Source organism: Pseudomonas sp. FEMGT703P (assembly GCF_002786345.1).
Taxonomy (GTDB): Bacteria; Pseudomonadota; Gammaproteobacteria; order Pseudomonadales; family Pseudomonadaceae; genus Aquipseudomonas; species Aquipseudomonas peli.
Window position 1 is genome coordinate 1 of record NZ_PGCM01000008.1, and the last position, 26,039, is coordinate 26,039.

The window sequence follows — 26,039 nt, forward strand, 5'->3', positions numbered from 1 at the left end:
GCCACCACCTGACGAACCACCGCCGGATGAACCGCCCCCACCTGACGAGCTGCTCGACGGGGGCGATGAAGCCAGTGCCGTGGCGCTGCTCAGGCCGGCAGCCAAAGCGGCGCTCATGGCCAGCGGTGTGCTGAATGAACTGCGGCTGTGGTACCAGTCCGGTTGATAGTCACGCTGCGCCGGGTCGATCAGGCCGTTGGCCAGCGCCGTGCTGAAGCGCGCACTCCACTTGTCCTCCACACCCAGGGCCATGGCGTAAGGCAGGTGCTTTTCGTACAGCGCAATGCTCATCGCTGGGGCATTGCCGGCCAGGGCCAGTGCGTCACTTTCCGCCAGTTGCAGGTAGTCACGGTAGCCTTCCAGCTGATCGAGCAGTCGCCGCCCTTCAACCGATGGCGCCGGCAGCAGGTAATAGAACAGCACCACCACCAGCACATACACGCAGAGCAGCAGCAAGGCCGGCACCGACGCCGCATCACTGAGCATCCACAAGCCAATCGGCACTGGCCAGACAAACATCAACCCCGCCAGACCCAGACCGATCTGCTTGCCCAAGCTGGGCTGATTCCAGGCCATGTACAGCACAAACAGCGACGGCACGCCAAAGCCCAGGGTGAACACCACGCCGGCCAGGCCGACAGCCACATCGTCCTCATTACGCGCGCCGGTCAGCACCATTACTAGGCAGCCAACCAGCGCCCAGATCAGGCCCCAGGTCCAAACGCCACGGTTATTGCTGAACCAGGCCTTGCCCTGGGTGTGCAGCTGGGTTTTCAGCCCAGCCACGGCATCGGCCAGGCGCGGCTCGTAATCGCTGCCAATCTCCAGGGCGATACCTTCTTTGTTGGCCGGAAACAGGCACTTGCGCAGGTCGCGATCACCCTCACTGAAGTCATCCCGCTCACCCGTGCCACGGGCCAGGGTAAAACCGCCGCCGCGCGGCTTGTCTTCAAGATGCAGGTGCTTGCGGATGGCCATATCGGTGAGCCACACACTGAACGCCCGCGCATCCTGATAAGCCCCTTTGAAACCGCTATGCCAGAGGTAGCCGGCCTGCACCGCGCTCATGCCTTTCGGAGCTTCGAACAGTGGAATGATCAGACCTTTTTCGGGGTCACGGCCGACTCGATCCCAGGCACGCAGATAAAAAATCACCAGACCAACCAGCAGCAGCGCGCCCAGGCACAGGCCAAGGTTATCCAGCAGCACCGAGCCCAGGCGCTGCGTTAGACCCGGCCGCGCCACCAGGCCGGCGGGCCAATCCACGGCGACCGTCAGGCCGTGGTAGGCCGGCAAGGCTTGGGTAGTGGTCAAGCGCAGATAATCGTCCCGCTGTTCGAGCACCTCATAGGCCTTGCCCTGATCACCGCCAGCCCCGGTATAGGCGGCCACATCCCCCATCCGCGCACCCGGCGGCAGTTTGACCTCGACCGAGGCCTGGAGAATCGGGACGACCCACTGATTACCGGTGACGTTCCAGTACAGCTCATCGGTATTGAGGTGGTGCAACAGCTGGCGCTCAACCCGGTAACGCAGTTCGTACTGATAGCGTCCCGGCTGCAGCAGCTGGTTGGCCGAGCCTAGGTAATAGCGCACCCAGGTGCCGTTCTGCTCGACCCGCGCCCGCTCCGCCTGACCATCGCGGCTCACCGCAAGCAAGGTGATCGGGCTGCTCTGTAACAGGCCGAAGGGCAAGCTGTAGCTGACCGGCAGATCGCGGTAGATGCCGCGCTTGATCTGCTCACCCTCGGCCTGCACGGTAATCCGCTCGGTCACCAGCAGGTTGCCGTCCGCCTGCACCTGCAGGGTCACGGCAAAGTCTTCAATCACCTCGGCCGCAGCAGTCCATAGCGGCAGCAGGCACAGGCTCAACAGGGCAAAACGCAGTACTCGCAGCATGTCAAAACTCCATTTTTGGCGACTGGGCGTCACGCGGGTCATCCAGGCTGAAGTACTCCGCCTGGGTAAAGGCAAAAGGCCGCGCCACTAGGTTGCTCGGTACCGATTCCACCAGCACATTCAACTCGCGCACCGCGCCGTTGTAATAACGCCGGGCCATCTGGATATGGTTCTCGACCTCGGTGATGGTGCGTTGCAGGTCGAGAAATTGACCATCCGCCTTGAGCGCCGGGTAATCCTCGACCAGGGCAAACAGCTGACGCAGCTGAGTACCCAGATGCGCCTCCACCGGCGCCCGCTCGCCCAGCGGCGAATCGGCCAGCTGCACCGCACGCATACGTTCCTGCACCAGCGCCTGCAGGGTGCCCTGCTCGTAGCTCATGTACTGGCGCACGCACTCGACCAGTGCCGGAATCAGGCTGGCGCGGCGCTTGAGTTGCACATCAATGCCACTCCACGCTTCAGCCACCCGCGCGCGGTTGAACACAAGGCGGTTGTAGTAATAAATCGCCAAACCCGCGAGCGCCACCAGCAGCGCCAGCACCACCCAGAATCCTGCCCCGTGCATAACCACTCCTTGATAAAAGCCCGCTGAACGCCTGCGCTACCCGTTCGCCCCTCACACCCTAGCTGGCTTCGACTGCGCCTGCCGCCACACCCGGTAACGCCAGCAGGGCGGACAGCACCCAGCAATCGCCGTATCCTTGAGTGCCAGCCACTGCGAGGCACCCCATGCAGATCGAGTTACTGGAAATCCGCGATCACCTGCAGCGCTTCCCGCCCTTCGATGCGTTGCCCGATGACAGCCTCGACGCCATTGCCCGGCAGGTTGAGGTGGCCTACTTCAAAGCCGGCACAGACATCCTGCTGTATGGCGCTGCGATTCACGAGCTGCACTATGTACGCAGCGGCGCGGTGGAAATCTACCGGCGTAATGGCGCGCTGTACAACCGCCTGAGCGAGGGCGATATCTTCGGCCAAGCCGGCCTGTTGCGCAGCAACAAAGTGCGCTTTCCGGCGCGGGCGATTGAAGACAGCCTGATCTACTTCATCCCCGCCACTGTGTTTGCCCAGCTGTGCGAAGAGCACGATGGCTTTGCTGAATTCGTCGAGGCCGAAGGCCAATCGCGACTCAAATCGGCGGTGGAAAGCCAGGGCCAGGCCAGCGAGCTGATCCAGATAAAAGTATGCAAGCTGATCTCGCGCCAACCGGTCACCGCCAGCCCGCACACCTCAGTGCAACAGGCCGCCCAGCTGATGACCGAGCAGAGCGTATCCTCACTGGTGATCGTCGACGACAGCGCGCCCGCTGCCGGCATGGTGGGCATCCTCACGGACCGCGACCTGCGCACCCGCGTGCTCGCCATGGGGTTGGACAGCACAACGCCCGTCAGTGAGGTGATGTCGCCTAATCCCATCACAATTCAAGCCGATGACAGCGTGTTCGATGCCATGTTGTCCATGCTGCGCCATAACATCCACTACCTGCCGGTGGTGCAGCGGCGCCGGCCCATCGGCATCATCAACCTCAGCGACATCATCCGCTACGAGTCGCAAAGCAGCCTGTATCTGGTCAACTCGATCTTCAACCAGCCCGATGTCGCCGGGCTGCAAAGCCTGCTGCCGGACCTGCGCGCTACCTTTATACGCATGGTCAACGACCACGCCACCGCGCACATGGTCGGCAGCGCCATGGCCGGCATTGGCCGCGCCTTTACCCAGCGCCTGCTGGAACTGGCCGAGCAGACACTCGGCCCGCCGCCGGTGCCCTACTGCTTTATGGTCGCCGGCTCCATGGCCCGCGACGAACAGTTGCTGGTGACGGATCAGGACAACGCCCTGGTGCTCGACGACCGCTTTGACCCGGCGCAGCACGACGCCTACTTCGCCGCCCTTGCCCAGTTTGTCAGCGACGGCCTGGCCGCCTGCGGTTACAGCTACTGCAAGGGAGGCATCATGGCCAGCAACGCCCAGTGGCGGCAGCCGTTGAGTGTCTGGCGCGATTACTTCCAGCAATGGATCGACAATCCCAAGCCGCAAACCCTGCTGCACAGCTGCATCTTCTTCGACCTCGACGGCGTGTATGGCGAGGTCGAACTGGTGGAAAACCTCAAAGACCTGCTCGCGCAAAAAGCCAGCAGCAACCCGGCCTTCCTCGCCGCCCTGGCGCGCAACGCCCTCAACCGCACGCCGCCGCTGGGCTTCTTCCGCACCTTTGTGATGGAAACCGACGGCCAGCAGAAACACATCATCAACCTCAAAGGCCGTGGCACCGCGCCGCTCACCGACCTGATCCGCGTGCACGCCCTGGCCTGCGGCAGCAAGGCGCAGAACTCCCTGGAACGCCTCGACGCCATCGGCAAAACCAAGCTGCTGCAGCCCGAAGCCCTCGGCCAATTGCGCTACGCCCTGGAATTTCTCAGCCTGGTGCGCGTGCGCCACCAGGCCATGGCGGCGGCCGAAGGCGCGCAGCCGAACAACTACATCGAACCGGAAAAAGTCTCCGCCAGTGATCGCCATAACCTCAAGGAAGCCTTTCAGGTACTCAGCAATGCGCAGAAATTCCTGCGTTTCCGCTACCCCGCGCAACCGAGCAACAAGCGGTGACAGCGCCTGCCACAGCGCTGAACTGGGCCGCGCAGTTTGCCGAACTCGCCGCCAGCGCCCGCGACCCGCGCCTGCAAGCCTTCTATCAGGCCGGCTGCGTAACCGCCGACACCCCACTGGAGCAGGTGCCGCTGCTGGCCCTGGACGTGGAAACCACCGGCCTAGACGCCAACCAGCACGCCATCGTCAGCCTCGGCCTGCTGCCCTTTACCCTGCAACGCATCCGCTGCGGCGCGGCGCGCTATTGGGTGGTCAAACCGGCCAGCGAGTTGAGCGGCGAATCGGTGACCTTTCACCACATCACCCACTCCGACATCCGCCACGCGCCGCGCCTGGAGCAGATTCTCGACGAGCTGCTGACCGCCATGGCCGGCAAAGTGATGGTGGTGCACTACCGCACTATCGAGCGCAGCTTTCTCGACCAGGCGCTGCGTCAGCAACTCGGTGAGGGTTTGCAGTTCCCGGTTATCGACACCATGCAGCTGGAGGCACGTCTTTATCCCAAACGCCAACCGGGCTGGCTGGGCCGCTTGTTGGGCCGGCAGCCGGTGTCAATTCGTTTGGCTGATAGCCGCCTGCGTTACAACCTGCCGATGTACCAGGCGCACCATGCGTTGACTGATGCGCTGGCGACGGCTGAGTTGCTGCAGGCGCAGGTGGCGACGCGCTATGCGTTGGATACGCCGGTGGGGGAATTGTGGAGTTGAGGCAGTGACACAGAAACGACTTGGGCGGCGCACACCACCACGATTGATTTATAAGCCGAACACACCCTGCAAATAACCGCGCCCGGATTGACTACTTCGAGAAACCGGGATGAATAGTTTCGACTGGCACAGCGACACGATAACGGCAGAAACACCGGTCACTACGACCTATCGAAATACGCAAAATGTTCGCCGGTTTTTGACGCAAGCTTGCGGCCCTGGCTTTCAATTTAATCGCGCGTTTATGGCGTGGATAAAAGATGGGGTGCCCAAAACAATGGGCGACGTGGCGGCAGAATGGCTGCGGCGTCAGCAGCAGTAGCGTAGGGACAAGCAGCACAGGTGTCGGGCGCCACGCCCCCAAACCCCGGGCATAAAAAAGCGCGCCCGAAGGCGCGCTCGTGTACGACTCAACAGCAAGGGTCAGCGCGGTTCGCTCATCAAACCTTTGACGATCGAAATACAGCCCACCAACAGCACGATGGTAAACGGCAGGCCGGTCGACACCGCCATGGCCTGCAAGGCCACCAGCCCGCCGCCGAGCAGCAGGGCGATGGCGATGACGCCCTCGATGCTGGCCCAGAAAATCCGCTGCGGGGTCGGTGCATTGACCTTGCCGCCGGCGGTGATGGTGTCGATCACCAGCGAGCCGGAGTCCGACGAGGTGATAAAGAACACCACCACCAGGACGATGCCGATCAGCGAGGTGATGCTGGTCAGCGGCATCTCACCGAGCATGCTGAACAGCTTCAGCTCCAGGCCGGCCTCCTGCGCGCCGGTAAAACCATCAACCAGCAACTGATTGATCGCGGTGCCGCCGAACGCGGTCATCCACAGCACCGAGACCAGGGACGGCACCAGCAAGACAGCAACCAGGAACTCGCGCACGGTACGGCCACGGCTGACGCGGGCGATAAACATGCCCACGAACGGCGACCAGCTGATCCACCACGCCCAGTAGAAGGCCGTCCAGCCCTGGCTGAAGTTGGCGTCTTCCCGGCCAATCGGGTTGGCCAGCGCGGGCAGGTATTGCAGGTAGGCCAGAAGGTTGTCGAAGAAGCCGGTGAGAATCGCCAGGGTCGGCCCAGCGATAATCACAAACAGCAGCAGGGCCATGGCCAGGCCCATGTTCAGCTCGGAGAGGCGCTTGACGCCCTTGTCCAACCCCGCAACCACCGAAACCAGGGCGATGATGGTGACGACGATAATCAGCAGCACCTTGCTGGTGTCGGTGGCACTGATCCCGAACAGGTATTCGACGCCTGCTGCGGCCTGTTCCGCGCCCAAACCGAGGGAGGTGACCAGACCGAACAGGGTGGCGAACACCGCGAGGATATCGATCACATGGCCCGGCCAACCCCACACCCGCTCACCAAGAATCGGGTAGAAGATCGAGCGAATCGACAGCGGCAGGCCCTTGTTGAAGGAGAACAGCGCCAGCGACAGGGCGACAATGGCGTAGATCGCCCAAGGATGCAGGCCCCAGTGGAAGATGGTTGCGGCCATGCCCAGGCGTACGGCCTCTTCGGCATTACCGGCCGCGCCGCCCAACGGCGCCCAGTCGGTGCGCACACCATCTGCGCCAACGCTGATACCGCCCATGGCCGCACTGAAGTGCGACATCGGCTCAGAGACGCCATAGAACATCAGGCCAATGCCCATACCGGCGGCAAACAGCATGGAGAACCAGCCGAGGTAGGTGTAATCCGGTTTTGCGTCCATGCCGCCGAGGCGCACCTTGCCCAGAGGGGAAACGATCAGGCCGAGGCAGAGCAGCACAAAGATGTTCGCGGAGCCAATAAAGAACCAGGCCATGTGGTGGGTGAGCCAGTCACGCAAGGCGCTGAACAGCGGCTCGACCTGGGTTTGCAGGGCCAGGGTCAGCACCACGAACAGCACGGCGACGACCGCCGAGATGGTGAAGACCTTGCCGTGGATGTCCAGGTTGAACAGGAACTTGCCTTTGATGTTGTCCTGACCGATCACGTAATCGGTGTCGATCAGATTGGCGTCGCCGGTGGGTGCCGGGATGCCGTCCAGAGTTGCCGCTTCTGGTTGCGGGGTCGTGTCAGACGAAGGGTTTTGACCCATGGGGGACTCCTTTGACGTGTGGCACGCTTTACGCGCACGAGGACGGGATTGCCCTACTCGTACAGCCACCAAGCCGGCAGCTGCGGGGTACAGGGTAACAGCCATGGCACATCCTTGCAGGCGCAAGGCCAGTATTGGCGGCCATTACAGCCCGTTATGCGGCGGTTATTTGGTCTTTTGAGTCAGATTTTCTGCGCACATTGCCTCCCGCTGGACGAGCCAATTAGCTATGGTTGGCCTATGGCCTGCTCGGGGTCGTTGTTTGAGATGTCGCTGATGAGAGCATTGCTGACGCTGCTGGCTTGCCTGCCCTTTACCCTGGCTGCGCTGACGCACGCCGAGACCTTCAAGGTCGGGGTCGAGCTGCAGCCCTACCTGCCGTATTCCAACGTGCAGGACGGCCAATACCTGGGCTATGGCCGCGACTTGCTCGACGCCTTTGCGGCGCACCAGGGCCATGAATTTATCTACCAACCGCTGCCGGTACGGCGCCTGCTCAGTGACTTTCTCAACGACCGGGTAGATTTCAAATACCCGGATAACCCGCGCTGGAACGCTGATCAGAAAAAAGGCTATGCGCTGCACTACAGCCAAGCCGCTGCACCGGCGATAGACGGCGTACTGGTCAAGCCCGAGTTTCTCGGCCAGGGCTCTGCACGCTTACACCGCCTCGGCACCCAACGCGGCTTTACCCCTTGGCCCTATCTGGATGAAATCAAGGCCGGCAAGATTCTGCTGATCCAGGCCAACCAGATCGACTCACTACTGGCCATGGCCATGAGCGACCGGATCGACGGCGTTTACCTCAACCCACAAGTGATCCAGCACCAGTTCTACAACAGCGCGGAAAAAAGCCTGGTGTTCGACCCCAAACTGCCCTATCAGGATGACCACTACTTCCTGTCGAGCATCCGCCACCCCGAGGTGATCAAGCAGTTCGACGCCTTCCTCAGCAGTCAGGCCGAGCTGGTGCAGACGCTGAAGGAACGCCACGGCATCAGCGACCCGCTTAACGGCCAGTAATTCAACCTAAATATCCCTCAAGAACCTGTTGGGCATAGGAAACTAAGTGCTGCTTCTGAAACTCACGGTTGTACCGCTGTTCATTGCTGCCCTGTCGCTAGCAGGACGCCGCTGGGGTTCCGGCGTTGCGGGTCTGCTGGGCGGATTTCCCATCGTCGCAGGTCCGATTGTGGTCTTCGTCGCTCTTGAGCAAGGTTCTCAGTTCGGCGCCCTCACGGCTACTGCGGCGATCTCTGCTATCGCAGCTTTACTGGTTTTCGGGGTCGCATACTGCTGGGCAAGCACTCGATGGTCATGGCCAACTGCACTGGCCTACGCCACCGGCGCTTGGTTTTTCGCCGCAATTGGCCTGGAGGCTTTACCCACATCACCTGCGGTAGCGATAGCAGTTGCTGGACTCGCCCTTGCACTAGCGCCGCGGGCGCTTCCGCCGAGCGAATCGATTTCCACCGCTGTAGGTAGCCTCACCGACCTGCCCTACCGGATGATCACCGGAGCCATGCTAACGCTCGCAGTTACTACTGCCGCCGCTAGCCTGGGGGAAGTCTGGAGTGGGTTGTTGGCAGTTTTCCCTATCATCGGCCTTGTGCTCGCTGTTTTCACACACAGGGCACAGGGGCCGTACCAGGTCGCGCATGTGTATCACGGCATGGTTAAAGGCCTTTATTCGTTTGCCACCTTCTTTCTCGCATTAGCCGTTCTCTGGCCGCGAATAGAGTTCTGGAGTGCCTGCGCCATAGCGGTCGGCGCCAGCATTGCGACTCAGGCGGTCGTTCAAGGACTCTTGCGCCACAACAGCAAGACACAACAGCACGTGCACAGACTTTAAGGCTGCAACGTCCCGCAATCCGCCGCCACCCAGCGCGCGTTGCTTTGCATGCTGCTGCTCTGGCCGTCGAAGGTGCCGTTGACCGTTGAGGTGAATTCCTTGTCGCTGACAAAGCGCGTCTCACCTTCGCCCTGGCCGTTGGGGCAGCTGAAGCGGAATGTCCACAGCTCGTCACTACGCTCGGTGACTTCATTGCTGCAGCCGGACTCGGGGTCTTGCAGGGGGATCTGCTGGGCCTTGATCTGCGCTTCGCTCATGCAGATACGCACACCCTTGTCGCCCAGCTGAACGCCCTGCTGGGCCAGCATCTGCTCCATCATTTGCCGTTGCTCGGGCGGCAGGTTTTTCATCTGCTCAAGCATCTGCTCCATCCCCGGCACCGCCTGGCCGCCGACCTGCATCGTGTTCGAGCTGATTTCCCAGAGGCCGGGCTGGATATCCATCGCGCTGACCAGGGCGGGCAGTAGGCAAAGGCTAAGAAACAGAGGTTTGCTAACACCGCGGTGCATGATCGACTCCTGAGGTGAGTGGGCGACCCTGCAAGCGTAGACCCTCTTAGGAAGCGTCCGCCTCGACCTCTTCCCGATAGATACGCAGGCCGCGCGCCTGGTAGTTGGCCAGCGCGCTGGGGTGATCAAGGCTGCAGGTATGCACCCAAACCTTGGTGGTGCCCGGCCAGGCCCAGGCGGACTGCAGCGCGTGAGTGAGCAACGGGCCGCCAAAGCCCTGACCGAAGAAGGTCTCGGCCAGGCCGAAATAGAGAATCTCCACGGCGCCGTCGGCATCACGCAGCAGCTCGTAATAGCCGGCGATGGCGCCCTGGTGATAGGCCACCCAGGTGCGGTGATGGGGCTGTTCGATCAGTTCGCGCCACTGCGCGTCCGTCCAGCTGAGTTTGTCGGTCCACTGCCAGGGCTCGCCGACCAGCTGGTAGAGAAAGCGGTTGAGCTGAAACTGCTTGAGCTGGCATTCCACCACGCTCAGGTCAGTCGGCAGCGGCTTGGCGCGGATCTGCTCGGGGTGCTGCATGTCCAGGTAATAGGTGATGGTGCTCATAACATCCTGCTTGTCAGTCAATCTGCTGAAGCTAACCGTTACTGCAAACGAACAAAACCCCCACCGGCTGGGCCAAATGGGGGTTCTCCTCTACAACAACCAGGGCTTGTGGCCCGGGAGCGAACGCAGCCTTAACCGTCGTCCTGGCCTGCCGCCGAGGCGGCCGGGGAGCTTTGCTCACAGCTCCAGAGTTCCAACGCCGGCTGGGTCGCTTGTGGCGGGCCGAGCCATTCACTCATCAAGTGGCAACGCTGGTTGAAACACAGTTGATAATCCCCCGCCTCGGGGGTTCGCCCCAAACGCAGTGGTTGCAAGGGGGGTAGCTGACGCTGGTAATGCCAGCTGCCCTCGCGCAGTTCGGCGCCGTCTGGAATCTCCATACCAGCCCCGGAACCCTTGACCCGCGCTTCGCCGAGGAGCAACCCCTCAGGCGTCACGCGGTAATCCTCTTCCCAACGAATCTTCTCGATGGTGTGTGTCCAGGCCAGGGTAAAGCTGGGCGTGGGCACTTCTGCCCACACCACACCCGCCAAACCCAGGCACAGGCCGATCACGCAGTGGCCAGCTGAGCGCGACGAGCACGCCAGACATGCTGGGCGATAAACAGCGCCGCCAGAACGAAGCCGATCTCGTCACTCATCGGCGTGGCCAGAATCAGACTGACACCGGCGCCGAAGGCCAACGCGCGCTCCAACCAGCTCAGTTTGGCCTGCAGGTAGCCGGTAAATGCCGCCCCCCAGATGCCGATTGCCAGCAGCGCCTTGGCTACCACATAGAGGGTGGCCAGCAGACTATCGCCTTGCAGCATCAGCGCCGGTTCGTATACCGCCATAAACGGCACCACGAAGCCGGCCACAGCGATACGTACAGCCCACAGGCTGATCTTCAGGCCGCTCTCCTTGGCAATCGGTGCGGCCGCGAAACAGGCCAGCGCCACCGGCGGCGTGAGGTCGGCCATGATGCCGAAATAGAACACGAACATGTGTGACACGATCAGCGGCACGCCCAGCTCCAGCAACGCCGGCGCGGCAATCGAGCTGGTGATGATGTAGTTAGGAATGGTCGGGATGCCCATACCCAGCACCAGGCAGGTGAGCATGGTCAACACCAGCGAAAGGAACAGGTTGTCCTGACCGATGGCGAGGATGTAACCGGCAAAGGTCGAAGCCACACCGGTCAGCGAGACCACACCGATAATCACCCCCACCAGGGCGCAGGCAATGCCCACTGGCACCGCATGCCGTGCACCTTCCACCAGCGCATGCAGGCAGATCACCAAGGTGTCGCGGCCGCCTTTGATAAACCAGCAGATCGCCACCAACAACGCGACGACGCCGAACACCACACCGATACCGAGCTGGAAGAAGCCGGCGCAGAGCACGCCCAGGGCAATCCAGAAGGCAAAACGCATGACCTTGGACGACACCCGCAGGATGATCGCAGAACCGAGGATCACGATAGCGGTCAGCGCCAGGCCGACCATGCCGGAGAACAGCGGCGTGCGCCCGGAGAACAGCAGGTAGATCAGGATAAACAGCGGAATCAGCAGGTACCAGCGCTCCTTCACCGCCGTCCAGGGGTTCGGGCACTGGTCTTTCGGCAGGCCCTGCAGGTTGGCGCGCTTGGCTTCCAGATGGACCATCCAGAACACCGAGCCGAAGTACAGCAACGCCGGAATCAGCGCGGCCTTGGCCACCTCGAAGAACGGTACGTTGATCGTCTCGGCCATGATAAAGGCCACCGCGCCCATGATCGGCGGCATGATCTGGCTGCCCATCGACGAGGTCGCTTCCACGCCGCCGGCAAACGCCGGTTTGTAGCCGAAGCGCTTCATCAGCGGGATGGTGAACTGGCCAGTCGTGACCACATTGGCCACACCCGAACCGGTGATGGTACCCATCAGCGCCGACGACACCACCGAGACCTTGGCCGGGCCGCCGAGTTTGTGGCCGAACAGGCCCATGGCGAAATCGGTGAACAGCTTGATCATCCCGGCCTGTTCAAGGAACGCGCCGAACAGAATAAACAGGAAGATGTAGGTGGCCGATACATAGGTCGGCGTGCCGTACAGCCCTTCGGTGCCGAAAGCCAGCTGGTTGACCAGCTGATCGATGCCGTAGCCACGGTGCATCAGGTCGCCCGGCAGGTACTGGCCGAACAGGCCGTAGGCCAGAAACAGCGCGCAGATGATTGGCAAGGCAATGCCCATCACCCGCCGTGCGGCTTCGAACACCAGGACGATTAGCAGCAGGCCAACGACCATGTCGCTCTGGGTCAGGTCACCGGAACGCTGGATCAAATCCGCTTCGAAGTACCACTGGTAAAACGCCGTGGCCATGCCGGCCAGACCCAGTAGCCAAGCCAGCGGCTGCCAGGGCTGCTCTTTGCCACGAGCGGGGAAACAGAGAAACACCACCAACAGCAGAAAGCCCACGTGCACCGCACGCAGAATCTGGCTGGATACTGGGTGGAAGGCCGCGGTGATGATCTGGAAGATGGAGAACAGCAGCGCGACATAGAACAGCGCTTTCGGCCAATCGCCTGGGTTGGCGGCAAGGCCTTGATTGTGGTCACTCATGGAGCAGATGCCCTCACTACAACGTTGCCAGCACAAGAGTCGCCAACAAAACCTGCCGTGGCGCGCACGCCGGTTTTATTCGCAGCTCTAGCTCATATTCGGGAGCGGTTGGCGCTGCGAACAGCGCCAACCTACAGGGTTAACCCTTCAGCAGCCTTACAACGCGCCAGCTTCCTTGTAGAAGCGCTCGGCACCCGGATGCAGTGGGATCGGCAGGCCCTTGGCGGCGCCTTCCAGCTTGATGTCCTTGGCCGCCGAGTGGGCGTTGCCCAGGCGCTCGAGGTTGTCGAACATCAGTTTGGTCATCTGATAGGCCACTTCATCGGACACGCCGTCATGGCTGACCAGGATGTTGGTGATGGCCACGGTCGGTACATCGCTATCCTGACCGTCGTAGGTACCCGCTGGAATCGAGGCAGCCTGGTAGGCGGCGTTGTCGATCTTCGCGGTGATCTCAGCCGGGATAGCCACGAAGGTGATCGGCAGGGTCGCGGCCAGGTCGCGAATCGCTGCCATGCCCAGGCCCGAGGACTGCAGGGTGGCATCCAGCTGCCGGTTCTTGATCAGCTCGACCGACTCGGCATACGGCAGAAATTCGACCTTGCCCATGTCTTCATAGCTCAGGCCAGCGGCCTTGAAGATGGCGCGGGCGTTCAGCTCGGTACCGGATTTTGGCGCGCCGACGGAAATGCGCTTGCCCTTCAAGTCAGCCAGGGTGGTGATGCCGGATTCCTTGCTGGCGACGATCTGGATGTAGTTCGGGTAGGTGCCGGCAATCGCCCGCAGCTTTTTCAGCGGCGCCTTGAAGCCGGCGTCTTCCACACCATTCCAGGCATCGGCGACCGAGTCACCAAGGGCGAAGGCCAGCTCGCCGCGACCGGCTTGCAGCAGGTTGAGGTTTTCCACCGAAGCCTTGGTGGCCTGCACCGAGGTCTTCGAGCCTTCGATGCCATTGCTGTACAGCTGCGACAGGGCCACACCGATGGGGTAATACACACCGCTGGTGCCACCGGTGAGCACGTTGATGAACGTTGGGGCGGCGAGTACCGCGGTGCTTGCGGTAAAGGCTGCGGCAGCAGCAAACAGGCTGAAACGTTTGGTCATTCGCATGGAAGAATCTCCGTCGTTGTTATGGCTTTATGCAGAGGTTTCACTGTCAACGCTGCGCGCCACCGGAGGGCGGTGCAGCGCCAGGGCTAACGCAATAGCGAAAAGGAGCAGAGGCTCACGCGCGGCCTGAGCCGAGCGCACAAGAGGTGGGCAATAGATGCCGAGCGCGACAGGCGCGCAGACGATGCGGGGCAGTACATGGGATTCACCTCTTGTCTTTCTTATAGAGGCCGAGGCAATCGAGTGCCTGGCTGACAAGAGCTATAGCAGATGCCGTGCCAGTGGAAGAAAAGCCCGTTCTAGAGCCTTTACTCCAATCAACACTGCCAGCCTGGCGGCTGTAGTAAGCGGAAATCCGCCAGTGAAAAAACTCAGACAAGCGAAATTCCGCCGACTAGTTCTCACTCGTCATCAGCACTGCCGGCCGGCCGATAGCTGCTGCGCTGCAAGCCATGGCGCTGCATCTTCTCGTTAAGGGTGCGGCGTGGCAGCTGCAGCAGCGTCATCACCTCGGCGATATTGCCCTGGCAGTGCTGCAGGGCGCGGTGCAAGCATTGCGCCTCGAAAGCCTCCATCTGCTCGCTCAGTGACTGCTGCGGCAGACCTCCACTTTCCACCCCACCACTCAAGCCCAGGGCGTGGCGTTCGGCGGCGTTGATCAGCTCGCGCACGTTGCCCGGCCAGTCATGCCCGAGCAGCCGAGTCAGCTCGCTCGGTGGCAGGCTCGGTGTTTCACGGCCATGGCGTTGCGCGGCCTGGTTGGCGAAGTGTTCGAACAGCAGTGGAATATCCTCACGGCGTTCGCGCAGCGGCGGAATACGCAGGGTGGCGACATTCAGCCGGTAGTAGAGGTCTTCACGGAAACGCCCAGCCTTGACCTCATCGAGCAGGTCCGGCTTGACCGCGCTGATCACCCGCAGATCGACGCGGATGCTCTTGTTCGAACCCAGGCGCTCCAGGGTTTTCTCCTGCAACACGCGCAGCAGTTTGACCTGCTGGGCCAGCGGCAGGCTTTCCACCTCATCGAGAAACAGCGTGCCGCCGTCGGCATGTTCGATGCGGCCGATGCGCTTGCCCTGGGCGCCGGTAAAGGCGCCGCTTTCATGGCCGAACAGTTCACTCTCGAACAGGTGCTCGGGAATCGCCGCGCAGTTCAGCGCGACAAACGGCTTGCCGGCGCGGTTGCTGAAATCATGCAGACAACGGGCAACCCGTTCTTTGCCGCTGCCGGTGTCGCCGCGCAGAAGGATATTCACCGAGGTGCCGGCCAGTTCGAGGATCTGCCGGCGCAGGGTTTCCATCGGCCTGGAGACCCCGAGCAGCTGCGCCTCGATATGGTCCTTGAGGGCGAACTGCTGACGCAGCTGGCGGTTCTCGCAGACCAGACGGCGCTTGTCCAACGCGCGGCGCACACTGTCGAGCAGGCGTTCGGGGGTGAAGGGCTTTTCGATAAAGTCATACGCGCCTTGGCGCAGCGCCTGCACCGCCATCGGCACATCGCCATGCCCGGTGATCAGAATCACCGGCAGGTCGCAGTCGCGCTCCAGCACGCTGTCGAGCAGTTGCAGGCCATCGGTGCCGGGCATGCGCACATCGCTGATGATGATGCCGGGGTAGTCACGGTCGACCAGCGCCAGCGCGGCCTGCGCCGTGGCGCAGCTGTGCACGCGAAAGCCGGACAGCTCCAGCCACTGCTGCACCGCCTCGCGAATGGCTGCTTCATCGTCGACGACTATTACGTGCCCAGTCATATCACTTACCCCTCTTTAAATCGGCGGGCAGTGTAGCCCGGATAAAATCCGGGAAATAACCCGCACTACGCATTCGGCGCTGCCGGCAGGCGCAGGGTAAACACCGCGCCCTGCTCGCCATTGGCCGCCTCCAGGCTGCCGCCCAGTTCGCGGACGATGCCATAGGACACCGCCAGCCCCAGGCCCAATCCGGCGCCCACAGGCTTGGTGGTAAAGAACGGTTCGAACACATGCCCCAGCGCCTCGCTGGCGATTCCGCCGCCACTGTCGGCGATGCTCAACAGACACTGCTCGGCCTGGTGCTCGATACGAATCTGCAACTGCCGCACGGTGCTGTCCGCCATGGCATCCAGGGCGTTATTCAGCAGATTGAGCAGCACCTGTTCCAGGCGAATCGCATCGCCCAGCACCCGCGCCTCGGTGTCGATCTCGTTGTGCAGCTGCACCTGTTCACTGCGCAGGCGCGGCGCCAGCAATTGCAGGGCCTGCTCCAGCACATCACTCAGGCGCAGACGCTCGCTCAGCCCCGCCGGGCTTTTGCGGGCAAAGGTTTTCAGGTGGCCGGTGAGCCCGGCGATGCGTTGCAGCAGGCCATCGATGCGCTGCAGCCCTTCGCGCACATCGTCCTGGCGACCGCTATCGAGCAACAGGCGCAGGCTGCCCAGCTGCATCTGCATGGCCGTTAGCGGCTGATTGATTTCATGGGCCATGGCGGCGGACATCTGCCCCAGCGCCGCCATCTTCGCCGCGTGCACCAGGCCTTCCTGAGCCTCGCGCAACTCGGCGGTGCGCAGCGCCACCTCACGTTCCAGACGCTCACGAATGCCGGCCTGCAAACGCTGAGTCTTGCGTCGCTGGGCCAGGTAGAGCAGCAGAAACGCCAGGGTCATCCACACCCCGGCGGCGGCCAGGCGATAGCTGCGCACGCTGTCGACCAGGGTTTTCGGCTCGTGCAGCAGGTGCAGGGTCCAACCTTCATCACCCAGGGCCTGGCGTTGCCAGAGATAGTCACGCGGGCCATCCGGACCCTCGACCCGGCGCCACTGGCTGTCGCTGTCGATCTGCCGGCGCAGCGAGCTGGCCAGCGGCTGCAACGCCTGTTCGGCATACTTGCGCACCTCCACCAACTCGGCGCGGGCCTGCTCGCTCAGGCTGTCGAGGGCCAAAAAGCGCCAGGCCGGGCGGTTGCTGAGGATCACCACCGAGTAGCTATCGGCCACCAGCAGCACGCCAGGCTGGCTGGCCCATTCGCGTTGCAGCTCCTCCAGCTCCAGCTTGACCACCAGCACGCCGAGCACCGTGCCGTCGTCGTCGCGCACCGCATGGGAGAGGAAATAACCGGGGATGCCGGTGGTCACGCCCACCGCAAAATAACGCCCGGAGGACTGACGCACAGCATCCTGAAAATACGGGCGGAAGGCGTAGTTGTTGCCGACAAAACTGCTCCAGTCGCGCCAGTTACTCGCCACCAGGGTCTCGCCCTTGTCGTTAAGCAGATACAGCACATTGGAGCCGGCGGCGTTGTTGAGCTGCTCCAGACGCTCGTTGAGTTTGCTGCGCAACAGACTGTCGGTCGGCGCGCGCAGCAGCGACTTGATATCGCTGTCCAGCGCCAGCACCTCGGGCACCGAGCGGAAGCGCTCGACCAGGGTGTGGATCGACTGCGCATACAGCTGCAACTGCCCGCGCGCCTCCAGGCTGCGCTCATTCCAAGCGCGCTGCTCGGCATAACGCCCGGCCAGCCAGATGCTCGCCAGCAGGCCGAGCAGAATCAGCAGGACGATCAGGGCAACGCGGTAACGCAGCAGAAAGGCAGACATGCGCGGCTCGCAACAAGGCATAGCCGGCATGGTAAGACAAAGCACCGCGCTGTGCAGAGCGCAGCGGCTCGACTGTTTGAACAAGCGCCAGCGGCCGCTATAGTCAGCGCTGGCTATACGGCGATTACGCCAGGGACGCATGATGAGCACTGAGCAACAGGCCACCACCCCACGCTTCTGGCGCGACCCGGCGCTGCCCTTCGTGGAAACGCGCGAAGCCCTCGATGGCCGTCTGTTGTGCTACGCCAAGCATTCCCATGAGTGTTTTTCGATCGGCACCATCACCCGGGGCCGCAGCACCTACTTCAATGAAAAGGCGCGCGAACAGGTTGGCGCAGGCACCTTGGCGCTGATGAACCCAGGTGACGTGCATGCCTGCAACCCCGTGGATGGGCAGCCCTGGTCGTATCGCATGTTCTATATCGACAGCGCCTGGCTGGGCGAGCTGCAACACCAGCTGGGGTTCGGCCACAACCCGCAACTGCAGCCCTTCTCCGCCATCCTCAGCCGCGACCCTGAGCTGTTCAACGGCCTCAACCAGCTGTATGACCTGCTCAACGCCACGGCAGTCGATCAGCTGCGCAAAGAGTGCGCCCTGATCGACTATTTCAGCACCCTGCAACAGCGCCTGGCACCCGCGCCGGCACCCATCCGCGAGGACAACCCGCGCATCCGTCTGGCGGCTGAATTTATCCGCACGCACTGCACCCAGACGCTCAAGCTGGACGCCATCTGCAGTGCCGCCGAGCTGTCGCCCTCGTACCTGATTCGCAGTTTCCGCCAGCACTACGGCATGACCCCACATGCCTACCTGCTCAACTGCCGTGTGCAAGTGGCCCAGGCCGGGCTGAAACGCGGCGAGTCGATTGCCGAGGTGGCGCTGGACGCCGGCTTTGCCGACCAGGCGCACTTGCAGCGCACCTTCAAACAGCTGCTCGCCGCCACCCCCGGGCAATACCGCCGCGCCTGATCAGACCAGCAGATAAACCGCCGAGAGCACCAGCAGCAAGGCCAGGCCGCGATTGAACCGGCGCAGGTACAGCGGATTCTCCAGGTACTGGCGCAGGTAAACCCCGGCCAGTGCCCAGCAACTGATCGACAGATAACAGATCACGAAATACAGCGCCGCGAACTGCCCCACCCGCCACAGATCGCCATCCGCCGCATAGGCGCCCATGCCTGCCATCGAGGCCAGCCAGGCCTTGGGGTTGAGCCACTGCATCAGCGCGCCCTTGAATAGCGACGGGCGCTGCTGTGCGTCGTTGCCACTGAGTTGCCCGTCAGACCGGGCCAGGCCGTAGGCCATGTACAGCAGAAAGGCGACGCCAAACCAGGCCACCCCGTGCGTCAGCGCCGGCCACTGCTGCAACAGCTGCTGCAAGCCAAGGCCCATGGCCAGCAACAGCGCGGTAAAGCCGAACGTCGCCCCCGTGACATGACGCATGCTGCTGCGCAGCCCATGGGTCGCGCCGGCGCTAAGCGCCAGCAGATTGACCGGGCCGGGAGAGATCGAAGCAGCGAGGGCAAAACCTGCCATGGAGTAAAACAGCGTATTCATCATTCACCTGTCAGCACCACAAAGGAGGTGCCAGGCTGACAGGCCCACCGCGCAGGGTATTGAAGGAAAATGCCCTGTCAGGACAGAGCACTCAACGCGAGAGGTGATCCGCCCGCTGCAACAGCCCATCCGCCAGCCACTGACGCAACCAGCTCACCGCCTGCGCCAGCGCCTGTTCACCCAGGTATGCCAGCTCGCCGCACAGCTCAGCGAAGCTCCAGCCTTGCACGGCCATGCCCTGCAATGCCGCCGCTTCATCGGCCGCCAGGCAGCGGTAGCGGGTAATCAGCTGATCGCGCCAGACCACACAGGTCTCTGTCGTAACCAGTGGCAGGCTACCGGGGAAGTCACCCTGCTCCTTGCCCGCACGCCAGATCGCCAGGCTGTTATGCCGGCACGCCAGCCACTGCACGCTCGGTAGCAAACGCACCTGCAGGGTCGGCCATTCTTCGGCCGGCAGCTCGGCCATCTGCGTCAGGCTCAGGGGCGCGGCGTCGACGGCATCAAAAGCCAAAGTAAACGCCCATTCCAGCCGCGCCAGTTCGCTGAGCGGCGCGGCCTGTGCGGGAATCAGGTAGCCGTCGATAAAGTCCGCCAGCTTTGCGCCTAACCAGCGCAGGCTGAAATGCTGCGAGGGGTGCGCGTCGAGATAGGCCAGGGCCAGGGCATCGAATTCCTCATCACCGAGCCAGCCATGCACCGCCGGATAATCGCCGCGCAAGGCTTCCAGCAGGCGCGCGCGGTAGGCGTTGTGGTAAATCGCCAGGCCCTGTTCGGCACTCAGCGCCGCACTACCCAGCAGACTGGCCTGCAGCGCCGGGTTGGGCTGGGCATCGGGGTTCAGCAGGTAGGCCTGCACCTGCGCCTGCCAGTCACTCAGGCGCATTGCGCTGTGCCTTGCAGTGCTTGGGCGGCAAACCGGCGTGCGGTATTCAGCTCGTCGAGCAGCACATCCAGATCGGGAAAATGATCGTCACGCTCCAGCAGCGTGGACACCGGGCCGAGGTGCTGCAGGGTGCGTTGATAAAGCTGCCAGACCGGATCGCTGACCGGCTGATCATGGGTGTCGATCAGATAGCTGCCGTAATCGCTGTGGCCGGCCAGGTGCAGCTGACGAATGCGCTGCTTGGGCAGGCTGCTGATAAAGGTCCAGGCATCAAAGCCGTGGTTGCGTGCACTGACGTACACATTGTTGACGTCCAGCAACAGCTCGCAGCCGCTCAACTCGCTGAGTGCAGCAAGGAACTGCCATTCGCTGAACTGATCATCGGCGCAGCGCAGGTAACTGGAGACGTTTTCCAGCACCAGCGGCCGCTCGATCACGTCCTGCACCTGGCGCACACGCTCGGCCACATGCTGCAGGCTCTCCTCGGTATAAGGCAGCGGCAGCAGGTCGTGCAGTTGATGGGCATTGCCCCTGCTCCAGCACAGGTGATCGGAGATCCACGCTGGCTGCACGCGCGCGGCGAGGTGTTTGAGCTGACGCAGGTAGTCGCGGTCCAGCTCATGCGGGCCGCCAATCGACAGCGACACGCCATGCATCACCAGCGGGTACTGCTCGCCGATGGCATCGAGAAAGTAGAGGGCCTTGCCGCCCGCTACCAGGTAATTTTCCGAGACGATCTCGAACCAGTCGATGGCCGGCTGCTGCTCGAGAATGGCTTGGTAGTAGGTGCTGCGCAGGCCCAGGCCGAAACCCAGATTGCCGCGTTGAGCATTCATTGCTGGCTCCTTGCAGGGTGATGCGGGGCAACCGCGCGGCGGCCGCCCCGGCTCACTTACTCGCCGACAGTGCCGCCTGCAGCATCGCACTCGGCCTGGGTCATGGCCTTGAAGCCGTGTCCTTTGCAGACAGCCTGGCCTTTGCAGCTGTTTTCGGCGGTCTTGCAGTCATTCTGGCCTTTGCAGGACGTGACGCCGTAGCAGTGCACCTTGGCTTCTTCAGCAGCGACGACAGTGCCGGACATGCCGGCGAACATGGCAGCAGCAGCGAAGGCGATGGCAGCACCAGTAGCAGCGGTGGATTTCATGGTCATGTGCGTATCCTCGGGTGATCTGGGTGAGCCGGACGAAAAGGGGTTTGTGTGCCGGCATTCAACTAGAGCGACGAGACGAACAGGCGTTACAACAGCGCTGAAAAAAACTTCAACGATTCAGCGCCGACGCAGTAAAAGCACGAAAAACACCCCACCAATCGCCGCCGTGGCGATGCCGATGGGCAGGTCCTGCGGGGCCAACAGGGTACGCGCAGCGACATCCACCCAGACCAGAAACAGCGCGCCAAGCAGCGCACTGACCGGCAGCAGGCGACGATGCTCGGCGCCCACCAGAAAGCGCGCGACATGCGGCAGGATCAGCCCGACAAAACCGATAGCGCCACTGAGCGACACCAGCACCCCGGTCAGCAGCGAGGCGCAGACAAACACCAGCAAACGCACCCGGCGCGGTTCCAGACCGAGGCTGACTGCACTGTGTTCACCGGCCATCAGCGCATTCAGCGCCCGCGCCAGACCGAGCAACAGCAGCAAAGCCAAGACCAGGCATAACGCTGGCAACCACAGCAGTTCCCAGCGCGCCAAACCAAGGCCACCGAGCATCCAGAAGATCACCGAACTGGCGGCATGGTGATCACCGAGAAACAGCAGCAGGTTGCTCGCTGCCATCATCACAAACGACACCGCCACCCCGGCCAGCAGCAGGCGGTCACTCTCCAGCCGGCCGCCGCGACTGGCAATCGCCAGCACCAGCAACATGCTCACCAGCGCGCCGACAAAGGCCGCCAGCGGCAGGCTGAGCAGGCCGATAAATTCACCCAGATACAGCACCACAATCACCGCACCCAGCGCCGCGCCGGAAATGACCCCGAGCAGATGTGGATCGGCCAGCGGGTTGCGCGTCACCGCCTGCAGCGCCGTGCCGACCAGCGCCAGCCCGGCACCGACCAGCGCACCGAGCACCACCCGTGGCGCACGGATCAGCCAGACGATGCTGTCCTGGGCGCGGCTCACGGCATGCGCCGGCTGCAAGTCAAACAGGCGCTGGCCGAGAATTTCCAGCACGCGCGGCAGTGGCACTGGCGCGGCGCCAAAGCCCAATGACGCGGCACAGGACAGCGCCAACGCCAAGGCCAGCAACAGCAGCAACAGGCGGTAGGCGCGCGGACTGCGGATCATTGGCCGAACGCCTGCGGGTGCAGCGCCGCAGCCAGGGTTTCGATGGCGGCGGCGTTGTCCAGGCTCGGCGTGACGGCCAGGTACGGCAGCACCACAAAGCGCTGTTCACGGATCGCCGTCAGCCCCTGCAAGGCCGGGTGCTGCAGCAGAAAGTCACGCTTCTGCGCCGCGCTGCGCTCGCCGTAATCGACGATCAGAATCACCTCGGGGTCGCTGCTGATCACCGCTTCCCAACCAACGCGCACCCAGCTCGCGGCCAGCTCATCCATCACGTTGCGCCCGCCAGCGGCTTCGATCAGCGCCTGTGGCATGGCCAGGCGGCCGGCGGTAAAGGGGCTTTCCTCGCCGCTGTCGTAGAGAAACACCCGTGGCGCCGGGCCGCTGTCGGCCAGGCGCTCACGCACCGCCGCCACCCGTTGCTGCATGCCCTGCACCAGCGCTTCGGCGCGCGGCTGCACGGCGAAGATGCGGCCAAGGTTGTGCAGATCGGTGTAGACATCCTCCAGGCTGGCCACCCGGCGTGGCATGACGTGGGCGCAGGACTCGCTCAGCTCGTACACCGGGATGCCGAACCGCGCGAGGCTAGCCGGGGTGACTTCACCGCCGACGCGCATGCCGTAGTTCCAGCCGGCGAAGAAGAAATCCGCCTCGGCGTTGAGCAGGTTTTCCAGCGACGGGTGCCGCGCCGCCAGCTCGGGCAAGTCGGCCAGCTGCGCCATCAGCTCGGGGTTGGGGGTTTTCCAGGCGCTGATGCCGCTGTAGCCGACCATCCGCGATTTCAGTCCGAGGGCCAGGAGCATGCCGGTCAGGTTGATGTCCTGGCTGACTGCGCGCTGCGGCGGTTGCTCGATGGTCAGCTGACGGTCGCAGCTGGTGACGGTAACCGCCTGGGCGGACAGGGCGGCGCCCAGCAGCGGCAGGCAGAGGGCGTAACGCAGAAAACGCTTCATGGATTGATCCAGGTAATACGCGGATGCCCCGCGAGGGGATGACGGTCGACCAGCGCCTGCACGCCATACACCTCGGCCAGCAGTGCTTCGGTCAGCACTTCGGTTGGGGTACCGCTGGCCACCACGCGGCCGTGGTCGAGCACATACAGGCGGTCGCAGAAGGCCGCTGCCAGGTTGAGGTCATGGAAGCTGGCCAGGGTCGCCAGGCCGAGGGTTTTGATCAGCCGCAACAGCTCCAGCTGGTAGCGCGGGTCGAGGTGGTTGGTCGGCTCGTCGAGGATCAGCAGCGTCGGTTGCTGCACCAGGGCGCGGGCCAGCAGCACGCGTTGCTTTTCCCCGCCGGAGAGATGAGCGAACGCCTGACGCTTGTGCACGCTCAGGCCGACCCGTGCCAGTGCCTGCTCGACCAGAGCAACATCGGCCTGATCATCACCATCAAACAGGCCCTTGTGCGGCGTGCGGCCCATGGCGGCGACTTCGGCCACAGTGAGGCCGAAGTCCTGGGGAAACTCCTGCAGTACCACCGCCACCCGCTGCGCGCACCAGCGCGGCGAGCGGCTCCACAGCGCTTCGCCGTCCAGCTCAACACGGCCTTGATCGGGCCGCTGAAAGCGGTAGGCGCAGCGCAGCAGGCTGGTCTTGCCACTGCCATTGGGGCCGAGCAAGCCGACCAGCTGGCCGTCGCCCACCACCAATTCAATGCCGTCGAGCAAGGCCTGCTCGCCGTTTGGCGACCAGGCCAAGTCGCTGATCTGCAAGCGCGCCATCAGAAACGGTAATCGGCAGTGACGAACACCGAACGCGGCGCGCCCAGGTACCACTGCTGGCCGTCGCTGCTGCCGGTGGTGGCGTACTGGCGATCGAACAGGTTGTTCAGCTCCAGCCCCAGACGCACGTCCGCCTGCACCTGCCAGCCGATAGTGGCATCAACCACGGTGTAGCTCGGCAGCGTCACAGTGTTCGCCGTGTCGGCGTAGCGCGCATCGACATAACGCGCGCCGACACCGGCCTGCACCTGCTCGCTCAGCGCCTTGCTCAGCCACAGGTTGGCGGTGCGCCGTGGCACGTTGGTGGGCCGATTGCCGCTGCGGTCGCCACCGGCTTCCGTGAAGTCGTCGTACTCGGCGCGCACCCACGCGGCGTTGGCCGACACCTGCCAGCCCTGCCCCAGCGCTAGCTCCAATGTGGCTTCCAGACCATCGGAAGACTGCTGGCCGATCTGCTCGGTCGGCGCGGTTGGGGTAGCGCGGCTAAGCAGCTTCTCCTTGACGATGTGGTAAGCGGCCAGCGTCCATTCGCCCTGGCCATTCCAAAACGCCTGCTTAAGGCCGATCTCGGTCTGCTGGGCCTCGCTCAGGTCGAACTGCTGCTGGCTCGGATTGAGCGTCAGCAAGTTGCTCACGCCCTCGGTGCTGGTGGCGTACTGGCCGTACAGCGACAGCTCGGGCGTGACCTCGAAGACCAACCCGGCGCGCCAGTTGTCACCCGTCAGGCTGCGGTCGGCGCTGCTGTCGGTCAGCAGGTTGTCGCGCTGGATATGCAGCTGATCGCGGCGCACACCGCTGACCAGCGACAGGCGCTCAGTCAGCTGAGTACGGTTCTCGGCGAACAGCGAGAACTGCCGCGCCAGGTTGCGCTCGCGCGGGCCGTACCCCAGTGGATCGGTGCTCTGGTACTGGCCGCCACCGCTGCCGGCGAGCGGCACGCTGTCAGTGAAGCTGCTGGCAAAGTCGTGCTGACGGGCGAAGTGAATACGGTTGTAGTCCACGCCCACCACGCTGCGGCTCTCCAGGCCGAACAGGGCGTGCTCAAGGGTGAAGGTCTGGCGGTCGCCGACCTGCTCCTGGGTGTGCTTGATCTCGTAGAAGTCACTGCGCTTGACCTGATCGCCCGGCTGCCAGCGGTAGGACTCGGCATTGCGCCAGTAGCGCTGGGTCTTGATGTAGTAGAGCTGGTTGCTGGCGGTCAGCGCGTCGTTGATCCGCCAGTCGCTGACCAGCCGGGTGATCTGGTCGTTATAGCGAATCTCGGCGTTATCGACGTTGTAATTGCGCTCGCGCAGCCTCTCGCGGTATTGGCCGGCGACCAGCGGTGTGCCCAGGTAGCGCTGCGGGTCCTGATCGCCCTGATCATGGGACAGGGTGAAACTCAGCGCATCGCTGGCATCCCAGCGCAGGGCAGCGCTGAGCGCCTGGCTCTGCGACTCGCCGTCATCGACCCAGCCATTGCTGGCCTGCTGATTGAGGTTGAGGCGGTAGCTCAACGCATCGCTGAGCGAGCCACCACTGTCCAGCGCGGCCTGGCGGCGGTCGTCACTGCCGTAGCCGAGGCGCAGCTGGTTGCTGATGGCGCCGCTAAACGGCTTTTTCGGCACCACGTTGATCACCGCGCCGGTCGCGCCTTCGCCGTACAGCACCGAGGCCGGGCCGCGCAGCACGTCAACGCGCTCCACCGACCAGGTGTCGACCGGGAAGGTCACGGTGCCGGCCCCGACATACTGACGGGTGCCGTCGTACAGCTGCATGGTCGCGCTGTGCCCGGTAAAGCCGCGCGCCGACAGCGCGGTGCCGCCATTGCCTGGGCTGCCGATTCTGCTGATGCCAGGGGTGCGGGTGACCGCGTCCTGAACGCTGAGGTTGTTGCGCCCGCGCACCTGCGCGCCGCTCAGGCTGCTGGTGCTGGCCGGGGTTTGCAGGGCGCTCAGGCCCAGACGCGAACCGCTGCTGCTGGGCGTATGCAGATCGCTTGCGCCCTCCGCAGCAGCCTTGGCCTGCACGGTCGTGGCCGGCAGATTGACTGGAGATTCGCCCGCCACAGCCGTACCGGCCAGGCACAGGGCAAGGGAAACAGAGAGTTGAGACAGGGGATAGCGCGCCATGATGCTTCC

At 63.3% G+C, this 26,039-nt stretch carries 24 protein-coding genes; 6 read left to right on the plus strand and 18 right to left on the minus strand.

The window, feature by feature from the left end; genetic code table 11:
- Both CUR33_RS12115 and CUR33_RS12120 read right to left on the minus strand, forming a co-directional pair.
- The coding region (locus CUR33_RS12115; protein ID WP_289239799.1) for a DUF2207 domain-containing protein at positions 1 to 1,899 on the minus strand (1,899 nt) is incomplete at its 3' end.
- Between the two features lies 1 nt (position 1,900).
- The gene (locus tag CUR33_RS12120; protein ID WP_289239800.1) at positions 1,901 to 2,467 is read right to left on the minus strand and encodes a LemA family protein; all 567 of its coding nucleotides are present in this window, start codon (positions 2,465 to 2,467) and stop codon (positions 1,901 to 1,903) included.
- Positions 2,468 to 2,631: 164 nt separating this feature from the next.
- Between CUR33_RS12120 and CUR33_RS12125 the strand changes: the two genes are divergently transcribed.
- From CUR33_RS12125 to CUR33_RS12135, 3 genes are all read left to right on the plus strand, one after another.
- The gene (locus CUR33_RS12125; RefSeq protein ID WP_289239801.1) at positions 2,632 to 4,506 is read left to right on the plus strand and encodes a DUF294 nucleotidyltransferase-like domain-containing protein; all 1,875 of its coding nucleotides are present in this window, start codon (positions 2,632 to 2,634) and stop codon (positions 4,504 to 4,506) included.
- Positions 4,503 to 5,213, plus strand: a complete 711-nt coding sequence (locus CUR33_RS12130) for a 3'-5' exonuclease (RefSeq protein WP_289239802.1) — start codon at positions 4,503 to 4,505, stop codon at positions 5,211 to 5,213. The genes CUR33_RS12125 and CUR33_RS12130 overlap by 4 nt, the downstream gene beginning before the upstream one ends.
- A 109-nt stretch (positions 5,214 to 5,322) precedes the next feature.
- On the plus strand, positions 5,323 to 5,535 hold the full coding sequence (locus tag CUR33_RS12135; RefSeq protein ID WP_167145818.1) for a DUF6434 domain-containing protein: 213 nt from the start codon (positions 5,323 to 5,325) through the stop codon (positions 5,533 to 5,535).
- Positions 5,536 to 5,636: 101 nt separating this feature from the next.
- Here CUR33_RS12135 and CUR33_RS12140 read toward each other — a convergent pair whose 3' ends face one another.
- Positions 5,637 to 7,304 carry a BCCT family transporter gene (locus tag CUR33_RS12140; protein WP_090250981.1) on the minus strand — a complete coding sequence of 556 codons (1,668 nt, stop codon included), beginning with the start codon at positions 7,302 to 7,304 and terminating at the stop codon, positions 5,637 to 5,639.
- 276 nt (positions 7,305 to 7,580) lie between these two features.
- Here CUR33_RS12140 and CUR33_RS12145 point away from each other — a divergent pair, with 276 nt between their 5' ends.
- The gene (locus tag CUR33_RS12145; protein ID WP_289239803.1) at positions 7,581 to 8,327 is read left to right on the plus strand and encodes a substrate-binding periplasmic protein; all 747 of its coding nucleotides are present in this window, start codon (positions 7,581 to 7,583) and stop codon (positions 8,325 to 8,327) included.
- 46 nt (positions 8,328 to 8,373) lie between these two features.
- Positions 8,374 to 9,156: a hypothetical protein gene (locus tag CUR33_RS12150; protein ID WP_289239804.1), complete on the plus strand. Its 783-nt coding sequence runs from the start codon at positions 8,374 to 8,376 to the stop codon at positions 9,154 to 9,156.
- Here CUR33_RS12150 and CUR33_RS12155 read toward each other — a convergent pair.
- The 7 genes from CUR33_RS12155 to CUR33_RS12185 form a co-directional block, all read right to left on the minus strand.
- Positions 9,153 to 9,665, minus strand: a complete 513-nt coding sequence (locus tag CUR33_RS12155; protein ID WP_289239805.1) for a DUF3617 domain-containing protein — start codon at positions 9,663 to 9,665, stop codon at positions 9,153 to 9,155. The two genes, CUR33_RS12150 and CUR33_RS12155, sit on opposite strands and share 4 nt — an antisense overlap.
- 46 nt (positions 9,666 to 9,711) lie before the next feature.
- The gene (locus CUR33_RS12160; protein WP_289239806.1) at positions 9,712 to 10,212 is read right to left on the minus strand and encodes a GNAT family N-acetyltransferase; all 501 of its coding nucleotides are present in this window, start codon (positions 10,210 to 10,212) and stop codon (positions 9,712 to 9,714) included.
- Between the two features lie 131 nt (positions 10,213 to 10,343).
- Positions 10,344 to 10,766 (minus strand): DUF1850 domain-containing protein, encoded by a 423-nt coding sequence (locus CUR33_RS12165; protein ID WP_289239807.1) that lies wholly within the window; start codon positions 10,764 to 10,766, stop codon positions 10,344 to 10,346.
- Positions 10,763 to 12,790: a TRAP transporter permease gene (locus CUR33_RS12170; protein ID WP_289239808.1), complete on the minus strand. Its 2,028-nt coding sequence runs from the start codon at positions 12,788 to 12,790 to the stop codon at positions 10,763 to 10,765. Before CUR33_RS12170 ends, CUR33_RS12165 begins: the two co-directional genes overlap by 4 nt.
- A 156-nt stretch (positions 12,791 to 12,946) precedes the next feature.
- Positions 12,947 to 13,900 carry a TAXI family TRAP transporter solute-binding subunit gene (locus CUR33_RS12175; protein ID WP_282874534.1) on the minus strand — a complete coding sequence of 318 codons (954 nt, stop codon included), beginning with the start codon at positions 13,898 to 13,900 and terminating at the stop codon, positions 12,947 to 12,949.
- A 401-nt stretch (positions 13,901 to 14,301) separates the two neighbouring features.
- Complete coding sequence (locus CUR33_RS12180; protein ID WP_289239809.1) at positions 14,302 to 15,651, minus strand: sigma-54-dependent transcriptional regulator; 1,350 nt, start codon at positions 15,649 to 15,651, stop codon at positions 14,302 to 14,304.
- 65 nt (positions 15,652 to 15,716) lie between these two features.
- Positions 15,717 to 17,471, minus strand: a complete 1,755-nt coding sequence (locus CUR33_RS12185) for a sensor histidine kinase (protein WP_289239810.1) — start codon at positions 17,469 to 17,471, stop codon at positions 15,717 to 15,719.
- Between the two features lie 142 nt (positions 17,472 to 17,613).
- On the opposite strand from CUR33_RS12185, the gene CUR33_RS12190 reads away from it, so the two are divergent.
- A complete protein-coding gene (locus CUR33_RS12190; RefSeq protein WP_289239811.1) occupies positions 17,614 to 18,441 on the plus strand; it encodes an AraC family transcriptional regulator in 828 nt (275 codons plus the stop codon).
- On the opposite strand, the gene CUR33_RS12195 is transcribed toward CUR33_RS12190, so the two are convergent.
- The 8 genes from CUR33_RS12195 to CUR33_RS12230 form a co-directional block, all read right to left on the minus strand.
- Complete coding sequence (locus CUR33_RS12195) at positions 18,442 to 19,029, minus strand: LysE family translocator (protein ID WP_289239812.1); 588 nt, start codon at positions 19,027 to 19,029, stop codon at positions 18,442 to 18,444.
- A 91-nt stretch (positions 19,030 to 19,120) separates the two neighbouring features.
- A complete protein-coding gene (locus CUR33_RS12200; RefSeq protein WP_289239813.1) occupies positions 19,121 to 19,915 on the minus strand; it encodes an HvfC/BufC N-terminal domain-containing protein in 795 nt (264 codons plus the stop codon).
- A complete protein-coding gene (gene bufB / locus CUR33_RS12205; RefSeq protein ID WP_289239814.1) occupies positions 19,906 to 20,751 on the minus strand; it encodes an MNIO family bufferin maturase in 846 nt (281 codons plus the stop codon). Before bufB ends, CUR33_RS12200 begins: the two co-directional genes overlap by 10 nt.
- A gap of 56 nt (positions 20,752 to 20,807) precedes the next feature.
- Complete coding sequence (gene bufA2 / locus CUR33_RS12210) at positions 20,808 to 21,065, minus strand: BufA2 family periplasmic bufferin-type metallophore (protein WP_160013906.1); 258 nt, start codon at positions 21,063 to 21,065, stop codon at positions 20,808 to 20,810.
- A 117-nt stretch (positions 21,066 to 21,182) separates the two neighbouring features.
- Positions 21,183 to 22,202 carry a FecCD family ABC transporter permease gene (locus CUR33_RS12215; protein ID WP_289239815.1) on the minus strand — a complete coding sequence of 340 codons (1,020 nt, stop codon included), beginning with the start codon at positions 22,200 to 22,202 and terminating at the stop codon, positions 21,183 to 21,185.
- Positions 22,199 to 23,152: an ABC transporter substrate-binding protein gene (locus CUR33_RS12220; protein ID WP_289239816.1), complete on the minus strand. Its 954-nt coding sequence runs from the start codon at positions 23,150 to 23,152 to the stop codon at positions 22,199 to 22,201. The genes CUR33_RS12215 and CUR33_RS12220 overlap by 4 nt, the downstream gene beginning before the upstream one ends.
- Positions 23,149 to 23,919, minus strand: coding sequence for an ABC transporter ATP-binding protein (locus CUR33_RS12225; protein WP_289239817.1), 771 nt, complete (start codon positions 23,917 to 23,919; stop codon positions 23,149 to 23,151). Before CUR33_RS12225 ends, CUR33_RS12220 begins: the two co-directional genes overlap by 4 nt.
- Positions 23,919 to 26,030, minus strand: a complete 2,112-nt coding sequence (locus CUR33_RS12230; protein ID WP_289239818.1) for a TonB-dependent receptor — start codon at positions 26,028 to 26,030, stop codon at positions 23,919 to 23,921. The genes CUR33_RS12225 and CUR33_RS12230 overlap by 1 nt, the downstream gene beginning before the upstream one ends.
- Positions 26,031 to 26,039 lie beyond the last annotated feature (9 nt).

What these genes read in the sequence shown, in the direction of transcription:
- CUR33_RS12215 (WP_289239815.1), bottom strand. Translation starts at nt 22,202, where the DNA reads ATGATCCGCAGTCCGCGCGCCTACCGCCTGTTGCTGCTGTTGCTGGCC.
- CUR33_RS12185 (WP_289239810.1), bottom strand. Translation starts at nt 17,471, where the DNA reads ATGTCTGCCTTTCTGCTGCGTTACCGCGTTGCCCTGATCGTCCTGCTG.
- CUR33_RS12120 (WP_289239800.1), bottom strand. Translation starts at nt 2,467, where the DNA reads ATGCACGGGGCAGGATTCTGGGTGGTGCTGGCGCTGCTGGTGGCGCTC.
- CUR33_RS12140 (WP_090250981.1), bottom strand. Translation starts at nt 7,304, where the DNA reads ATGGGTCAAAACCCTTCGTCTGACACGACCCCGCAACCAGAAGCGGCA.
- CUR33_RS12200 (WP_289239813.1), bottom strand. Translation starts at nt 19,915, where the DNA reads ATGCGCCTGAGTGACTGGCAGGCGCAGGTGCAGGCCTACCTGCTGAAC.
- CUR33_RS12175 (WP_282874534.1), bottom strand. Translation starts at nt 13,900, where the DNA reads ATGCGAATGACCAAACGTTTCAGCCTGTTTGCTGCTGCCGCAGCCTTT.
- CUR33_RS12230 (WP_289239818.1), bottom strand. Translation starts at nt 26,030, where the DNA reads ATGGCGCGCTATCCCCTGTCTCAACTCTCTGTTTCCCTTGCCCTGTGC.
- bufA2 (WP_160013906.1), bottom strand. Translation starts at nt 21,065, where the DNA reads ATGACCATGAAATCCACCGCTGCTACTGGTGCTGCCATCGCCTTCGCT.
- CUR33_RS12170 (WP_289239808.1), bottom strand. Translation starts at nt 12,790, where the DNA reads ATGAGTGACCACAATCAAGGCCTTGCCGCCAACCCAGGCGATTGGCCG.
- CUR33_RS12145 (WP_289239803.1), top strand. Translation starts at nt 7,581, where the DNA reads ATGAGAGCATTGCTGACGCTGCTGGCTTGCCTGCCCTTTACCCTGGCT.
- CUR33_RS12190 (WP_289239811.1), top strand. Translation starts at nt 17,614, where the DNA reads ATGAGCACTGAGCAACAGGCCACCACCCCACGCTTCTGGCGCGACCCG.
- CUR33_RS12160 (WP_289239806.1), bottom strand. Translation starts at nt 10,212, where the DNA reads ATGAGCACCATCACCTATTACCTGGACATGCAGCACCCCGAGCAGATC.
- CUR33_RS12135 (WP_167145818.1), top strand. Translation starts at nt 5,323, where the DNA reads ATGAATAGTTTCGACTGGCACAGCGACACGATAACGGCAGAAACACCG.
- CUR33_RS12155 (WP_289239805.1), bottom strand. Translation starts at nt 9,665, where the DNA reads ATGCACCGCGGTGTTAGCAAACCTCTGTTTCTTAGCCTTTGCCTACTG.
- CUR33_RS12125 (WP_289239801.1), top strand. Translation starts at nt 2,632, where the DNA reads ATGCAGATCGAGTTACTGGAAATCCGCGATCACCTGCAGCGCTTCCCG.
- CUR33_RS12225 (WP_289239817.1), bottom strand. Translation starts at nt 23,919, where the DNA reads ATGGCGCGCTTGCAGATCAGCGACTTGGCCTGGTCGCCAAACGGCGAG.
- CUR33_RS12195 (WP_289239812.1), bottom strand. Translation starts at nt 19,029, where the DNA reads ATGAATACGCTGTTTTACTCCATGGCAGGTTTTGCCCTCGCTGCTTCG.
- bufB (WP_289239814.1), bottom strand. Translation starts at nt 20,751, where the DNA reads ATGAATGCTCAACGCGGCAATCTGGGTTTCGGCCTGGGCCTGCGCAGC.
- CUR33_RS12180 (WP_289239809.1), bottom strand. Translation starts at nt 15,651, where the DNA reads ATGACTGGGCACGTAATAGTCGTCGACGATGAAGCAGCCATTCGCGAG.
- CUR33_RS12220 (WP_289239816.1), bottom strand. Translation starts at nt 23,152, where the DNA reads ATGAAGCGTTTTCTGCGTTACGCCCTCTGCCTGCCGCTGCTGGGCGCC.